This window comes from Paenibacillus sp. G2S3 (assembly GCF_030123105.1).
Classification (GTDB): domain Bacteria; phylum Bacillota; class Bacilli; order Paenibacillales; family Paenibacillaceae; genus Paenibacillus_AQ.
Genome location: NZ_CP126095.1, coordinates 2,903,426 through 2,919,105, shown reverse-complemented (window position 1 = coordinate 2,919,105; position 15,680 = coordinate 2,903,426). Strand labels below are relative to the sequence as shown.

Annotated in this window: 11 protein-coding genes; 3 read left to right on the top strand and 8 right to left on the bottom strand. The window is 41.7% G+C overall.

Annotation, left to right across the window (positions count from 1 at the left end; translation table 11 throughout):
- Nucleotides 1–202: 202 nt before the first annotated feature.
- From QNH28_RS12635 to QNH28_RS12605, 7 genes are all read right to left on the bottom strand, one after another.
- Nucleotides 203–1,606: a GNAT family N-acetyltransferase gene (locus QNH28_RS12635; protein ID WP_283911656.1), complete on the bottom strand. Its 1,404-nt coding sequence runs from the start codon at nucleotides 1,604–1,606 to the stop codon at nucleotides 203–205.
- A 197-nt stretch (nucleotides 1,607–1,803) separates the two neighbouring features.
- Nucleotides 1,804–2,799, bottom strand: coding sequence for an ROK family protein (locus QNH28_RS12630; RefSeq protein ID WP_283911655.1), 996 nt, complete (start codon nucleotides 2,797–2,799; stop codon nucleotides 1,804–1,806).
- A 19-nt stretch (nucleotides 2,800–2,818) separates the two neighbouring features.
- A complete protein-coding gene (locus QNH28_RS12625; protein WP_283911654.1) occupies nucleotides 2,819–3,490 on the bottom strand; it encodes an N-acetylmannosamine-6-phosphate 2-epimerase in 672 nt (223 codons plus the stop codon).
- A gap of 17 nt (nucleotides 3,491–3,507) precedes the next feature.
- A complete protein-coding gene (locus QNH28_RS12620) occupies nucleotides 3,508–4,425 on the bottom strand; it encodes a dihydrodipicolinate synthase family protein (RefSeq protein ID WP_283911653.1) in 918 nt (305 codons plus the stop codon).
- A gap of 59 nt (nucleotides 4,426–4,484) precedes the next feature.
- Nucleotides 4,485–5,372, bottom strand: a complete 888-nt coding sequence (locus QNH28_RS12615; protein ID WP_081951104.1) for a carbohydrate ABC transporter permease — start codon at nucleotides 5,370–5,372, stop codon at nucleotides 4,485–4,487.
- 12 nt (nucleotides 5,373–5,384) lie between these two features.
- Nucleotides 5,385–6,281 (bottom strand): carbohydrate ABC transporter permease, encoded by an 897-nt coding sequence (locus QNH28_RS12610; RefSeq protein WP_481858366.1) that lies wholly within the window; start codon nucleotides 6,279–6,281, stop codon nucleotides 5,385–5,387.
- Between the two features lie 125 nt (nucleotides 6,282–6,406).
- Nucleotides 6,407–7,795: an ABC transporter substrate-binding protein gene (locus tag QNH28_RS12605; RefSeq protein ID WP_283911652.1), complete on the bottom strand. Its 1,389-nt coding sequence runs from the start codon at nucleotides 7,793–7,795 to the stop codon at nucleotides 6,407–6,409.
- Nucleotides 7,796–8,088: 293 nt separating this feature from the next.
- Here QNH28_RS12605 and QNH28_RS12600 point away from each other — a divergent pair, with 293 nt between their 5' ends.
- Nucleotides 8,089–9,717, top strand: coding sequence for a response regulator (locus QNH28_RS12600; RefSeq protein WP_283911651.1), 1,629 nt, complete (start codon nucleotides 8,089–8,091; stop codon nucleotides 9,715–9,717).
- 6 nt (nucleotides 9,718–9,723) lie between these two features.
- On the top strand, nucleotides 9,724–11,529 hold the full coding sequence (locus QNH28_RS12595) for a cache domain-containing sensor histidine kinase (RefSeq protein ID WP_283911650.1): 1,806 nt from the start codon (nucleotides 9,724–9,726) through the stop codon (nucleotides 11,527–11,529).
- 2 nt (nucleotides 11,530–11,531) lie between these two features.
- On the opposite strand, the gene QNH28_RS12590 is transcribed toward QNH28_RS12595, so the two are convergent.
- Nucleotides 11,532–13,103, bottom strand: coding sequence for an ABC-F family ATP-binding cassette domain-containing protein (locus QNH28_RS12590; protein ID WP_349655049.1), 1,572 nt, complete (start codon nucleotides 13,101–13,103; stop codon nucleotides 11,532–11,534).
- 498 nt (nucleotides 13,104–13,601) lie between these two features.
- Between QNH28_RS12590 and kdpB the strand changes: the two genes are divergently transcribed.
- Nucleotides 13,602–15,644 (top strand): potassium-transporting ATPase subunit KdpB, encoded by a 2,043-nt coding sequence (gene kdpB, locus QNH28_RS12585; RefSeq protein ID WP_283911648.1) that lies wholly within the window; start codon nucleotides 13,602–13,604, stop codon nucleotides 15,642–15,644.
- Nucleotides 15,645–15,680 lie beyond the last annotated feature (36 nt).

The following is a 15,680-nucleotide window of genomic DNA, read 5'->3' as shown; positions in this document are numbered from 1 at the left end:
CGAATTTAGGGGAGGTTTTCCCTAATTATATGTCTGGCAACCAATAATCTCAGAAATAGAGGGAGAAATTCCCTAATTGTGCAATTAGCCCTTCAAGTTCGAGCTTCACTTGGATCATCATTTGGAACATCCTTTACATGATAACAAGAAGAGGCCGCTCCCGAGTAGTTAAAAACTACTTTTGGAACGGCTTCTTTTCTCTTTACACTATCAACTCACGTATAACTTCAACCTCATCCCTGCTTACTTCAACGAATCCAAGGGATGTATATAAGTTCGAAGCACGATCGTTCTCTATTCGATGCCCAATAACGATTTTATCGCAGTGATGTTCGGCTTTTATAGTTCGAATCAAGGCATCCATTCCGGTTCTACCGAATCCTCTATTCTGATATTTCTGATCAATCATATAAGCCATAATCCAATAACTACCATCCTCAGGATCTACGGCATATACAGAGAACCCTACCAACTCATCATCTGCGTACAAAGCCAATGGAGTCATCCCACAATAAGCCGATTCCGCCAACCAATAAACAACGGGCACAGGAAAAACTGCCTTTTGCTCATTGGATACCTCTAACTGAGTACACGCATACCAGTTAGTCTCATTGATTGTCTTCAGCACCATATGAGGATGAAAGCCATCCCGAATACGATCACAGATGCTATCTAATTTAGCTTTAAGCTGTAGTGCCCATTCAGGACAAATAGAAGCGTCCAAATTCTCTAAACTTCGAAGCAACCTGACGAATCCATATAAGTCAGAGAATCTTTGGAATTCTGGCAATAGCTTGATATATTCATCATCCAGCCGCTTTATTGATCTATATCCACTAATAAAGAGATCGATGTTCTTCTTGCTCTCCTCATCATTCTGCTTGGATAAATCTCTTAACGCTGATGTGATATCCATCGCAAACCAATGATACATTGAGTCATCAAAATCGATCGCACAAAAACGAGATTTATCTTTCATATAAAAGATATTGTCTGTCTCAAAATCAAAATGGATCAGCCCCGTATGTCCTACGCCAAAAGAGAGCTCACTTAGCCACGCCTCAATTCGCTCATATTCCTTAAGCGCCTTCTCCTCGGGGTGTCTTCTTAATACGGATAAAATAAATTGAAGTGAATCGACCCAGCTTTTACGAGCGGGTGTGCTCGGAGCATAAGTTTCTGATAAATTATGCAATCTCGCGAGCGTTTGACCCCAATGTTGGAACTGCAGCTCCGACATCTCTTCAAGTGGAACGTATTCCCCTTGGGCTTGTTCAAAAACAACCCCGTGATATTTGCCATTTCCAGTTGAAAGGGTCTCAATCCACTTTCCTTGCTTGGAGCGTACTGGCGCTACGGTCTCATAGCCCTGTTCCAATAAGTACATCATAAAATCTAGTTCAGCCTGAATATTCTCTGCGGTATTATCCTCTTCATGAGTAAACCTTAAATAATAGTGCTTATTATTCCATTGAAACGTATAAATAAAATTGCTACTTGCTCTCACAAGCTTCAAAGTTCCAGGCTCATGATTCCAGTACTTGATCATCTCTTTGGCGGGTAGATCGTTCTCTGTTCCCCGTACCATGTTCATTAAATTCATCATTTCCGATAGTGCCTCCCGTAGTCATTGAGAGGTGTTCTTCCCTTACGAATACTGACCTCTCTCGGACTTCATTGTGGTGTTGTTGGTAATCAAACATCATCACTCCTTATAAACGGATTAGGGACCCCAGAAAGATTTGACCTTTACTCTCATCCCCTTTAACATTATCGGTAAATTATTCTATTTAATCAAGAGATTTAGATAAAGCCTCCATTACTAGATGAAAGGGATGGGACTCCGTACTCCCAGATCTGTAATGCCGCACCAATCATTCCACAGGAATTGCCACGATAGGCTGCTTCAATGCGGATCCCTTCCAGCATCGATGGCATCGTTCTCGTAGCCACTTCTCTTCTTATTCCTTCGAATAATAGCTCACCTGCTTCAGCCACTCCACCACCAATAACAATAACCTTTGGGTTAAAGATATGAATAAAAGAAGCGATAGCAGCTCCAAGTGCAGCGATTGTTTCTTCCATTATTTCTGTAGCTAGACGGTCTCCTTCCCTCCATTTCGCGATCACGTCTCGTGATTCTAAGTTATTAAGTGGCTCGTTGTTTAAAGTTAGTTTTTCACGCATGCGACGAGCAATACTTGTGCCTGAAGCATAATGTTCCAAGCAGCCTTTCCCGCCACAAACGCATGGAGGCCCTTTGAAATCTACAGACATATGCCCTAACTCTCCAGCCCCACCCCAAGAACCATGGACAAGACGACCCTCTACAACAATGGCTCCACCTACACCCGTGCCAAGTGCAAGACAGATAAAATCTTCTACACCTATACAAGAACCTAGATATTTCTCTGTTAATGCTAGTACATTCACGTCGTTATCTACGATTACTGGAAGCTGGAATTGAGTCTGAAGCAACGCTTTCAAGGCTGTCCCAGCATATCCAGGAATAAGCTCTGAGGCCGAGCGAATACTCCCTGCCTCCCAATCGATTTGTCCTGCCGTTCCTACACCAATCCCTTTAATCTGAACGCCTGCATGCATGGCTGTAGCTTCATCTATTAACCTTTGAATAGCCTGAAAAGCTCGGTCCACGGTCTTCGTGAACCCAGCCTTTGTACTCAGACTTACAGTATGTACTACGTCCCCATGTGGTGTAACGAGTCCAGCATTAATTTTCGTTCCACCGATATCCACTCCGACAGCATATTCCATTAGAGGATCATATCCTTCTAACACGGACTCGCCTCCTTCTATCTCAACAATCGCTCACGGCTTTGACATAACGTGATGTGATTAATTGTGGCCTTGTAATCGCACTTCCTACCACGACATAAGATGCTCCAGCATTCTTAGCTCTCACCGCATCTTCCGGAGTCCATATACGTCCCTCCGCAACTACGGGAATATTCACGAACTCGCATAATTGCTGAAGCAGGACAAGATCTGGTCCTTCTTGTTGAGTACTGTATGGTGTATAGCCTGAAAGTGTTGTACCAATGAAATCTACACCCAATTCTTCCGCTGCCAATCCTTCCTCCAAAGTCGATATATCCGCCATTACAAGCACACCCATTTGATGGGCATATGCGATTAAAGGCTTAACCGACGCTAAGCGACCCTCCCGATTCGTAACATCTAATGCAACAATATCCGCTTTTGCGGAGACAATCGCTTTCACTTCATCCAGGGTTGGCGTAATAAATATGGCAGATCCGGGAATATCCCGTTTTATAAGTCCAATAACCGGTACATTTACCTCTTCTTTAATCGCTACAATATCTGGAACCCCATTCGTCCGGATACCAATAGCTCCTGATTGAACCGCTGCTCTTGCCATTTTTGCCATTGTATCCCCACCATGAAGCGGCTCATGCTCAAGTGCCTGGCATGATACGATCAGACCTTTCATCGGAAAGATATCGCTCATTCGAGTCATCATTAACCCTATCCCTTCGCTTCAAGAATATAATCTAATATTCTATTGTTCAAAGCTTCCATTCGCTCCTGATCCGAAGCCTTTATGGGTAGAAGAGGCTTTCTTGGTTGGCCCGTTTCAAATCCCCGCAAACTGAGAATCGCTTTACATGCTCCATATAAAGATGGAAAGGATAATAATTCTACAATGAGATCATTGATGATGAACTGCCATTTCTGCGCCTCAGCCATATCCCCTTGCACATAACATTGTTCAACTTTTAAAAATAGCTCGGGCATAACCCCGTAGGTTCCACCAATCCCACCATCTGCTCCAATGCTGCGACCAGCTAAGTACTGCTCATCCGGTCCATTCAATACAAGAAAATCATTTCCACCTGCTGCCTTAAACTGCTGAAGCTCAAATGTACTTTCTGCTGAAATCTTCACGCCAATCACTTTATCCTGCGTAGCCATCTTCATTAACAAGCTTTTCGATAAATGAAAGCCTGTCGTTTGCGGGATGTGGTAGATAATAAATGGAAGTGAAGTACTATCGATGATCGCCTGCCAATGGCTTTCAACACTGTCCGGAGACAACCGGTAATAAATTGCCGGAACAGCCGATACCGCATGTGCGCCTACTAATTCAGCATGTTCAGCTAGCTCAACACTATCTCTTGTAGATGGAGCACCTACATGAGCAATGATCGTAAGCTCATCTCCTACTTCCGCTATAACTGCTTCGAGCATTTGTTTACGCTCTTCTACCGATTGCAGCATGCCTTCGCCCGAGCTTCCGCCAACATAAAGTCCTTTCACACCAGTAGAAGCATAATGCCGAGCTAAATTCCGCGCCGCTTCTTTATCTATGTTCCCCTCGGCATCATAACTGGAGTACAAAGCGATAATAATGCCTTTAAAAGCTTCAAGATCAGTTGATTTCATAAATAACAGCCTCCGTCGTTTAAGTCACAGCTCATTAATTTACGTTGTTATAAGAATATTTAACCCTTAACAGCACCCATCGTAATCCCTTGTGTAAATGCCTTTTGAAACATTAGGAAAATCGCAATCATAGGAATTGAGGCTAATGCAGCACCCGCCATAAGCAATCCATAGTTTGTTGTAAATTCGCCTCGAAGTGTCGCTACCCCAAGTGGTAATGTCATCATCGAAGTGGATCGCGTCATGATAAGCTGACTGAAATAATCGTTCCATGAAGTGATGAAGGTGAATATAGCCAATGCACCAACCGCTGGTTTCAATAACGGTAAAATGATCGTTCCAAACAATCGAATTTCTGAGCTACCGTCAATTTTTGCCGCTTCAATCAGTTCTCCCGGAATTGTCTGAGCGAACTGCTTCATCAGAAACACGCCAAATGGCCAGCCAATCGCCGGTAAAATAAGCCCTTTATACGTATTGACCCAACCAAAGTCTGCTAACATCGTAAACAGCGGAACGAGAATAACTTGCTTAGGCAATGCCATGGCGGCAACAAACATCGTGAAGATAATTCCTCGTCCGGGAAATGATTTCTTTGCGAGAACATATCCGGCGCAAGAGGAGACAATACAGATCGCAGCCATTTCTGCAAAAGCAATAATAAAGCTATTAAACATCCAGCGTTCAACTGGATTCTTAAATAATTCTGTCCAGTTCTGTAACGTAGGCTTTAACGGAAACCACTCCGGTGGGATGGTCGTTGCCACGGTTTGAAGTTTAAAGGCCCCCGAAACTACCCAATAAAAAGGGAAGATAAAAAATAATGTAGCCAAAATCAATAGGATTGTAGCTATAATTTTTGGAATCGTTAATTCTTTTTTCCATGCACTTACTTTCTTAGACTGGATAATAGGTGATTTCAGTTCTAATGGATTCGTTGAATTCATGATGTCCCCTCCTTAATACTCAACATCGCTGCCAAAGTATTTGAATTGAATGATAGAAATGATCCCAATCACAATCGCAAGTATGACACCCATTGCTGAGGCATAACCGAAATGACCTAACATAAAGGCTTGTTCATATACACCATACATAACGGTTGAAGTGCTATATACAGGTCCACCTGAGGTAAGAAGTTGAATCAGCGCAAAACATTGAAAAGTATTAATCGTAGTAATCACGATAATATATAAGTTCGTTGGCATCAGCATCGGCCATAATATTTTTCGGAAAATTTGCCACGGGGTTGCTCGGTCAATCTCTGCTGCTTCAATGTAAAAGGTAGGAATGTTACCAATGGAGGCCACATACAAAATGATCGGTTGCCCTACAGAGGTCGTTATTAAAACCACGATAATTGCAAGTAATGCGGTTCTTGTATCCCCAAGCCACGAAACAGGCTCCATTCCAAACAAACCTGTTAAATAATTCAGAATCCCGTAGTTGGGATGGTAAATCCAGCCCCACACCACTGTGATACTTACAACCGATGATACGGCTGGCAAGTAGAACACTCCGCGGAAAAACGATCTAGCAAACTCTTTTTTCTTATAAATGTTCATGGAAACAAACAGTGAAAAGATAATCACGATCGGTACAGTGATCACTACGAGTAATAAAGTATTTCCCATGGACTTTATGAAATTATCATCTTTAAATAATGAAATATAATTATCGAGACCAATAAAGCTAAAATCTCTCAAAGAGTAATCAAAGAAACTAATATAGACCCCTTTTATCATCGGGTAGGCTACAAACAGAAGAAAGAATCCAAACGCTGGTAATAAGAAAAGATAACTCATCATCCAGTCACGTATCACATAACCTTTAATTTTGCGTACCGTTGTCCCCACAACCTTCTCCCCATTTCTCTGATGAAAAATAATGATATTTATAGGTGCGTGTCTTGAAAATTTTCATTTTTTTAAAAAGAATAGAGTGCTTCCCGCACTCTATTCTTTTAAACACCATTCACTATTTATTTCATAGCTGCTTTTGCTTTAGTAATAGCTTCGTTAGCCTTTGTAGCAAAACTATCCAAAGCTTCCTTGCCGGTTGCGCCTCCCGTTAAAGCACGTTGTAATTCAGGGAACCAGAACGTACGAATATCTGCATATCCATCAGCAATCGTTGGTGCATCTGTCGTAAATTTACGAGCATATTCAGCGTATTTATACTCTGGATCGTCATAAAGACCAGTAATCGAATTACGAACCGAGAGTCCGCCTGTTTGAATCAAGTTTTTCTTACCCCATACAGGATCATTAGCAATGAAATCAATCAGCTTTTTGGAAGCTGCAATCTTAGCTTCATCCCCATTGTTAAATACAGCCATACCACCCAGATAAGGTTCAAGCTTTGGTTCCGATCCATCTAGTGTTGGGAATGGAAGGAGAATATCTTCGAACTGAACCATTTTTTTGGATACGTTCTGTGCTTTTAGTACAGCGGAATAGTTAAGTGTAAAGGCCAATTTCCCTTGTAGAAACAAATCGTTCACGTCAGCAGCCGCAAGTGAAGCTGCACCAGAGACACTGAGTTTATCTTTCGTAGCTTGGACAATCCAGTCTAACGCTTTAGCAGCATTATCTGTATTGATTGCGACTGCTGAGTTATCTTCATTTAAGAATCGGGATACACCCAAGTTAGCAAGATAAGCGCGAGTACCTTGGTCTCCAGCTTGGCTCTTCGCGAAGAATCCTGTAGGAATAACATCCGGAGCCTTTTCTTTCACAGCTTCCAATGCCTTTTTATATTCTTCAAACGTCCAAGTTCTATCTTCCTTATCTAAAGGAAGTAAATCTAGAGCGCCAATCTTTTCAAAAATAGTCTTATTAACAGCCATCATAAATGGTGCTGTATTGATCGGGTACATAAAGATGTTGTCGCTTACACTTGACTGCTTCCAGAAAGCTTCGGAGATATCATTCTTCACTTCATCAGTCACCATGTCGTTAAGCGGAGCAAGCAAATCCTTTTTACCCCAATCGATAATCCGTCCAGGTGCATCATAGATCACATCCGGTGCGGTATTCGAAGCAATTGCGACATTCAGTTTTTCAGGGCCGCCTTCAAAGGTGATCATCTCAAGATTGACTTTAATTTCAGGGTTCTTCTCATTAAAAGCTGCAATGATTTCCTTCTCATATTTGCCAACTTCACCATCTAAAGCTTGAAAGCTTGGAAAATTCCACCATGTAATTTCTACTGGCTTAGCAGCAGCCTCAGTTGCTGCGGGCTCTGTCTTGTCAGCGTTACTTGGTGTAACTGCTGAATTCGCTGTGTTCGTATTTCCACATGCAACTAACTGTGTACCTAAAAGTGCGACACCAACAATACTCATAAGCCCTTTTTTCATTGCTTTCATGTGCTACCCCCAATTATTTTTTGTGGAATAAGTACCGCTCTCATTCCTTGCGCTAATCATAAATCAATTGTAAATCTAGGAGAATCCCACTCCTTTTACTTTTAGGGTTCATTTCTGACATATCCCTTCAATCCACCCCTCTTCAATGTTATAATACATTACATATTCCACCTATTAACAATTGAATTTATATTTTTTCACTTTTTCGCCTTAATGTAACCCTTTTAATCTTACATCTAATGGTATTCTCTTACGAGTGATCCACTATAATTCTAGTCTTCTGGAGGGATTTCATGTACAAACTAATGATTGTAGAGGATGAACCATTAATACGAACGGGCTTAAAACATTACTTTGCTTGGGAGGAGCTCGGGGTTCACAGCATTATTGAAGCAGAAAATGGAAAAGAAGGTATGGCCACCGCACTGCGCGAGAAGCCCGATTTGGTGATCACCGATATCCGGATGCCCGAAATGAATGGTCTTCAAATGATTGAGCAGATTCGCAATCTGCTTCCTGATACATTATTTATCATTTTGACAGGATTCAACGATTTCGAATACGCGCAGAAGGCTATTAAACTAGGGAATGTACATGCTTTTTTGCTCAAACCTTTGGAATACGAGGAAAGCCTCTTAGTGATACAAGAGTGTATGAGCAAGCTCCAACTAAAGCGACAGGATAGATTAAAACGTTCTAATCTGGAAGGGGCACAACTTGTAAAGCTGTTATTAGAGGAAGAACATTCAGTAATAGATGATGCTGTTATCCATGAACTATGTAATTTCAACAGTAACTACTATCTTTATCTCCCCTTTGTTTTGACAGGGATCCCTATGAGAGAAACGCGCACTCCATCCACCCTGTGGATGAGAGAATATGCGGAGAAGTTCATTCATAATGCTGTGGATGAGTATCTTCATGCCTCTACACCGCACTCTATTTTTACATATTCATCTAAAACTAAGCTCTATGGACTTATTGTATTAGGATCTCCGTCTTCTACTGACAACTTCCCTCTTCAGGCTCAAGTGCAGACACGAATCGACCAATATCTGAAGACGCTTACGCTAGAACATCATCTTGGCCTCTATTTAGTTATAGGTAAGACGACGGAGAGTCCGGCACAAATAAATGCATTGCTGCACGAGTCCGATCGAATGTTATATCAACGCTTCTACAAGAGAGATTGCAGGTTATTCTATGTGCCACAATGGATAGAAAACTCAAATTCTCTGAAACCATCCCTAATTCAACTAGATGAGAATGATAAGAAACGGATGATCTCCTGTATCGAAAGTTCTAACGAAATAGAGACGCTCCAGCTGATGCACCGCCTGGCTCAAGATATTTTGAGTAAAACCGATGTCGCTTCTCCTGATTACTGGCTCGCATTTCTTCAGGAAATCATAAGTGTTATAATCCGCTTCGCCAATAAAAACCACATCCATATCGAAGGCGTGTACAGCGAAAAGCTCTTGAACCTCACCTTTGTGGATGATTTTGATTCACTTGAGACGCTTTTTGACTGGCTTGGCAGATGGATGATTCATTTGGGGATTGTTTATACCGAAGGATTGACGCACAACCACCAACAGGATGTGATCATATTCGAGCATATTAAATCCTTCATTAAAGAAAATATTGATCAAGAAGTGACTCTGCAGATGGTAGCAGATCGATTCTTCTATAATCCGTCTTATTTAAGTCGCCTGTTCAAGCGGAAACTCGATAAGAACTACATGCGATTTGTAACCGAGATTCGGATGGAATATGCGCAGGAATGCTTAAAAAAACCGGAGATTCTAGTGACCGATGTCTGTACGATGTGTGGTTACAAAAGCTATAAGCATTTCGTTAAAACCTTCCGAAGCATCACGAACATGACCCCATCAGACTATAGAAAACAATCAGGCTGGTGACCTAAAATGATGCAGATTGAGCAACCAAAGCGACGCTACCGGATGCGACATGTCAATCGTCAAATTTTTGTGTTGATGATTCTGACTATTACCATTCCACTCCTGATCATATCCGCAATCATTTATATATTTTCAAATCAAGCTGTCAAAAATGAATACCAGAGCAGCTCTAATCTGATCCTTAATAACCTCTCGTTCAATATTGACCAATATCTTCAAAGTATTGATAAAGGTACACTGAATGCACAGGTAGATAGCCAGCTCCAAACCGCACTTGAGCACTGGACGATCCATAAAGACGATGTCGGTAATGACCAGAATATTCAGTACGGAAACACGATTGAACATTTCATCAGCGGGATCGAGATGACGATAAAAAATGTTGATAGTGTACAGATTTTTTCGGGGTCTCGTGTGTTCTACTCTGCCAATTTCAATCGTGCGGATTATGATGTGAAGGATTATACCCAGGAGGATTGGTATTTACAGACCCAGCAGAAAAAAGGCGGAGTGATTCTATTTGGCAGTCATGTCCCCTTCTATCGTACCAATTCCAAACAATCCGTCATTTCTATCGCCCGGGTCATTAATAAAAAAGGAAGCAAGCAGCCCATAGGTGTCATGTTAATCGATATCCGCTTGGATTCAATACGTGAAATCTTAAAGCTCTCGGAGAATAGCAAACGAAAATTCATTATCTTAGACGATAAGGGTGGTAGTGTATATAGCTCTGACATCATGGAAACCTCACCTTTACAACCTATCCCTATAGAACCTCAGGCGCTTAATACTTTCATGAACAATGATACGGGGAGCTTTTATGGTACTTTTGATGATAAAGACTCGTACATTAACTTTGTTACGTCTCCCTATTCCAACTGGAAGGTCATTCAGTATATTGATGAGAAAGAGATGACGAAGCAGGCCACTTTTCTCGGAAAAATCATTTTAACATTAGCGCTCTTATCGCTTGTCACTGCGATCTTATTCATGTATATCTTATCGGAGCGTGTCACTAAGCCCATTATTCTTTTAAGCCGAAAGGTCAAGCTGGTGGGGATGGGGAACTTTGATGTGGATTTGTATAGTAATCGTCAAGATGAGTTTGGTGTTCTATACAATGGAATCCGTAAAATGGTGAAAGACCTGCAAAATTATATCGAGCGATCTTCAATGGCCAAAGCACAGCAAAAAGTAGCTCAGTACGGTGCCCTTAAAAGCCAAATCAATCCACATTTCCTAGCGAATGTACTTGAATCTATTCAAATGAAAGCCATCATCAATGGACAAAGAGAGATTGGCGAAATGGTGGGGATTGTAGGTAGATTGTTTCGGATTCATATCCAGACCGGCAAGATAACCGTAACCCTGCGAGAAGAGCTTGAGCACGTCCGGCTGTATGTAAAAATCCAACAATTACGTTTCGGGGATAAAATTCAATATGTTGAACAGCTAGAACCTAATACCGAAATGGTTAAAGTCATGCACTTTTCCCTTCAGCCCATCGTAGAGAATGCTATTGTGCATGGACTGGAGTGTCGAAGTGAACCGGGTCTTCTTGAAGTCTCCTCGATGATTTCGGGGGAAGACATGCTAATTATCGTTAAAGATAATGGGATTGGCATCGATGAAGAGAAACTTAAACAGTTACGTCTTCGTCTCTCTCAACCATCAGACACCCTAGATGAAGATCATATTGGTATAAAAAATGTTCATGATCGTATTCAATTTCATTTTGGTGAACCCTATGGAATTGAAATCACCAGTCAAGTAGGTGAAGGGACGACCGTGATCATCCGACTACCAGTATAATCCTAGACATTCTGCTCAGTAATCCCTACTTCAGGGTCGAAGGTAAGCATTTTGGTAGCTATTTTATCGATGAAGAAGCGATCATGACTGACGGTAACTACGGCTCCCGGGAAATGAATAAGCGCCTGCTCCATCACCTGAATACTCGTCAAATCCAAATGATTCGTTGGCTCATCCAAAATAATGACAGCCGCGCCAGAGAGAAGACATTTCGCTAATGCTACTCTGGCCTGCTGTCCACCTGACAGACTGCCGATCGTTTTGCTTAGATCCATTTCCGAGAATTGCAGCATCGATAAGAATTTATTCACTTTTTTACGCGGAGCATCGAGTCCCAGCCCATACACATTTACGGCATGGCTGACAGTATCTTTAACATCGAGTTCGTCCCACATCTGATTGAAGTACGCGTAGCTGACCCCACGTTCCCAAGTCACACCACCCGTTTTAGGCTCTTCTTGCCCAGTCAATACTTTTATGAGTGTCGACTTCCCGCTGCCGTTAGGTCCCACAATAGCTATCCGATCTTCCTTTTGAATATCGAAGCTTATGTTCTGGAATATCGTCCGACCGTCATAGCTTTGTCCGATTCCCTTCACTTCACCAAGCTTGTCCGGAAACCGTAAATTACTGTAGATATCGGTGATCAGTACGTTCACTGGATGAGGCTCCACACGCTTTTTCATATCTGTCAGCTTACGTGATAGGCGATCCTTAGAGGATTTTTTGTTCCCACGGGTTTCAATGGCCTCAGACTCCATAAGCAGAAGCTCTTCTTCCCACTCAAACTGACGGTCAAGCACTTTTTTGCGCATCTTCTTTTTACGAACATAGTCAGTGTAATTGCCTTCATATTCCTGAAAATGATAATTCTCGATTTCTATCGTCCGCGTGACTACTCTGTCAATAAATTGCCGGTCATGGGAGACCAGAATCATCGCCCCATTAAAACGGTGCAGCCACTGCTCTAACCATACGATCCCTTCGATATCCAAAAAGTTAGTAGGCTCATCGAGCAATACAACGTCGGGCATTTCAATTAAGACTTTAGCCAGTGCTGCACGGTTCCTCCAGCCTCCGGATAACTCATCGACAGGTTGATGCCGTGATCTTTCATTGAATCCTAATTTAGTCAGAACAGTGTTAATTTCAACGGATACATTCCAGCCATCCAAATGATCCATTTGTTCAAAAAGCGCCGCTTGCCGCTCTAAAAGAGTATTCATCTGATCATCATCCGTCACTTGCCCAAGCTGTTCCCCGATTTGGTTAAGCTCTTGTTCGATAAGCGCTACTTGCTCAAAACACAATTCTAACTCTTGCTGTACAGACAAGGTGCCGGAAAGCTCCGAGAATTGAGAGAAATAACTGATCTTCACATTGGGATCTAACTCAACTTTCCCTGCTGTTGGCTCCTCTTTTCCCAGCATCAGTTTAAAAACAGTAGATTTGCCCGCACCATTTCGTCCGATTAACCCAATTCGTTCACCCTTGCTAACTCGAAAATAAATATCTCGAAAAATCAATGTATTCTCATATTTCTTAGTTACGTTCTCCATACGAATTACGCTCAAATCTATCACTCCTCTAGTTGAATCAAAGGTGATTATAACACTAAACCCTCCTCATGGCTCTCCCTCGGTGATCAGTTACTGGTAAAGAATCAACAGCATGATTTCTTTCCTATCGGTCATCTTGCTTCATGTAAGCGTGTTTATCTTTGTCTTTTATTCATTTGCTACCTTCCTGCTGCATTTCTGCAACGAACTTGTCTAGGACTGTGCATTGAAGATCTAGGATAGAGCAATTAAATGAAACTATAGCTTTTACAGCATAAAATGTCATATGGCGTCCAAATTCGGCTTCTTGCTTTGATTTACAAAAAAATGTGCAAGCCGTACGATTTAATTCATCATTTCAGCTAAAAAGAGTCGCTTTAAACTTTGCAACAAGGAGGTACGTTATGATTATTATTTGTTTATTTGCTGCAGCTCTTTTGTTCTATCTGGGCTATGCGCTTTTAAATATCGAGAGATTCTAGAGAAACGGATTTAATAATGGAGGCAATTTAGATGCAACAGCATAATCAGAAACAAGGCATAAACAGACAAGTCTTACTAAGAGCATTAGTCGAAAGCATATTTAAGCTTAACCCCGTTTACATGGTAAAGATTCCCGTTATGTTTGTTGTCGAAGCCGGTGCCTTATTAGTATTACTGATGATTGTATTCCCTGTTACTTTTAACACCGTTGGGAAACAAGGGTATAACACCGCTGTATTCTTTATATTACTTTTCACTATTTTATTCGCCAACTTTGCGGAAGCTTTAGCTGAAGGTAGAGGCAAAGCACAAGCAAATTTTTTAAAGAGAACACAACAATCTACAACCGCTAGACGTTACACAAAAAATGGTAGCTTTCAGGAAGTGTCATCTACAGAACTTCGCAGAGGCGATTTGATCCTTGTTAACCATGGAGAAATCATCCCTGGGGATGGTGAAATTATTGAAGGCGTAGCCGCTATTGATGAATCTGCAATTACAGGTGAATCTGCACCGATCATCAAAAGGGCAAATAGTGACTTCAGTTCCGTTACGGGCGGTACCCTTGTCATTAGTGACTGGATCAAAGTCAAAATCACTGCAGATCCAGGTGATACCTTCCTCGACCGAATGATTAAGCTGGTAGAAGGCGCTAAACGCCATAAATCTCCTAATGAAGTTGCGTTGAATACCCTATTAGTTGTACTTACGATCATATTTTTTATCGTTGTAATTACACTGGTCCCAATAGCGGGATATTTAGGGGTTAACATTGAAGTCTCAACACTGATCGCTTTGCTTATTTGTCTCATTCCAACTACCATCGGAGCATTGTTGTCTACTATCGGTATTGCTGGAATGGATCGGGTGACAAGATTTAATGTGCTTGCGATGTCAGGCAAGGCTGTAGAAGCCGCTGGGGATATCAATACAATAATTCTGGACAAAACAGGAACGATTACCTACGGCAACCGGATGGCTCGGAGTTTTATAACAATGCCCGGTATCCTTGATAAAAAACTATTACAAGCCGCCGTAGCAACCTCAATCTATGATGAAACTCCTGAAGGTCAATCCGTGTTGGATCTTGCGAAAAGTCAGGGATTTCAATGGAATCACGATAGTTTCTCCAATAGCCAGATTGTTCCCTTTACAGCTGCAAGCCGAATGAGTGGTTTAGTCACCGATGATCAGAATTATTATAAAGGAGCAGCCGCTGAAATATTCGAGCACGTTAAGGGTTTGGGTGGAGTCTTCGATAGACAAGCGCTTCTCATCAATGATGAAATTGCGATGCAGGGCGGTACTCCCTTGGCCGTGTGTAGAGGAAACTTACTTTTAGGTTTTATTGATTTAAGGGATACCGTTAAACCAGGGTTAAAAGAGAAATTCGCTGAGTTACATAAAATGGGCATAAAAACAATTATGTGTACAGGTGATAACCCATTAACGGCAGCAACCATTGCAAAAGAAGCTGGAGTAGATACTTTCATAGCAGAATGCAAACCTGAAGATAAAATACGAATTGTTATTGAGGAACAATCCCAAGGGAAGTTGGTCGCCATGACGGGTGACGGCACTAACGATGCACCTGCTCTTGCACAAGCGGATGTAGGAATTGCTATGAACAGTGGTACAGTGGCCGCTAAGGAAGCCGCCAATATGGTCGATTTGGATTCCGATCCCACCAAATTAATTCAGGTCGTCTTTATCGGGAAACAACTACTAATAACTCGTGGAGCATTGACAACCTTTAGTATCGCTAATGATTTTGCGAAATATTTTGCGATTCTTCCAGCCATGTTTACCCTTGCCATTCCCGAGATGAAAATCTTAAATATTATGAATCTTCACTCCCCAGAGTCAGCGCTGCTGGCCGCCCTAATCTTTAACGCTTTGATTATTCCTGCTCTTATTCCACTTGCAGTGAGAGGTGTTAAATACTCCCCAATCGATGCGGATAAGCTGCTGCTACGAAACATTATGGTGTACGGTCTCGGAGGTGTAATCGCACCTTTCGCAGGTATTAAAATCATTGATATCATTCTTCAGGTTTTCTATTTGTACATATAAAAATAACTAAAATCTTCATAGATACAAGCTGGAGGC

Bases quoted from the DNA above. Each gene is read 5' to 3' on its own strand.
- QNH28_RS12635 (WP_283911656.1), bottom strand. From the start codon at position 1,606: ATGATGAATTTAATGAACATGGTACGGGGAACAGAGAACGATCTACCC.
- QNH28_RS12625 (WP_283911654.1), bottom strand. From the start codon at position 3,490: ATGAGCGATATCTTTCCGATGAAAGGTCTGATCGTATCATGCCAGGCA.
- QNH28_RS12620 (WP_283911653.1), bottom strand. From the start codon at position 4,425: ATGAAATCAACTGATCTTGAAGCTTTTAAAGGCATTATTATCGCTTTG.
- QNH28_RS12615 (WP_081951104.1), bottom strand. From the start codon at position 5,372: ATGAATTCAACGAATCCATTAGAACTGAAATCACCTATTATCCAGTCT.
- QNH28_RS12605 (WP_283911652.1), bottom strand. From the start codon at position 7,795: ATGAAAGCAATGAAAAAAGGGCTTATGAGTATTGTTGGTGTCGCACTT.
- QNH28_RS12600 (WP_283911651.1), top strand. From the start codon at position 8,089: ATGTACAAACTAATGATTGTAGAGGATGAACCATTAATACGAACGGGC.
- QNH28_RS12595 (WP_283911650.1), top strand. From the start codon at position 9,724: ATGATGCAGATTGAGCAACCAAAGCGACGCTACCGGATGCGACATGTC.
- kdpB (WP_283911648.1), top strand. From the start codon at position 13,602: ATGCAACAGCATAATCAGAAACAAGGCATAAACAGACAAGTCTTACTA.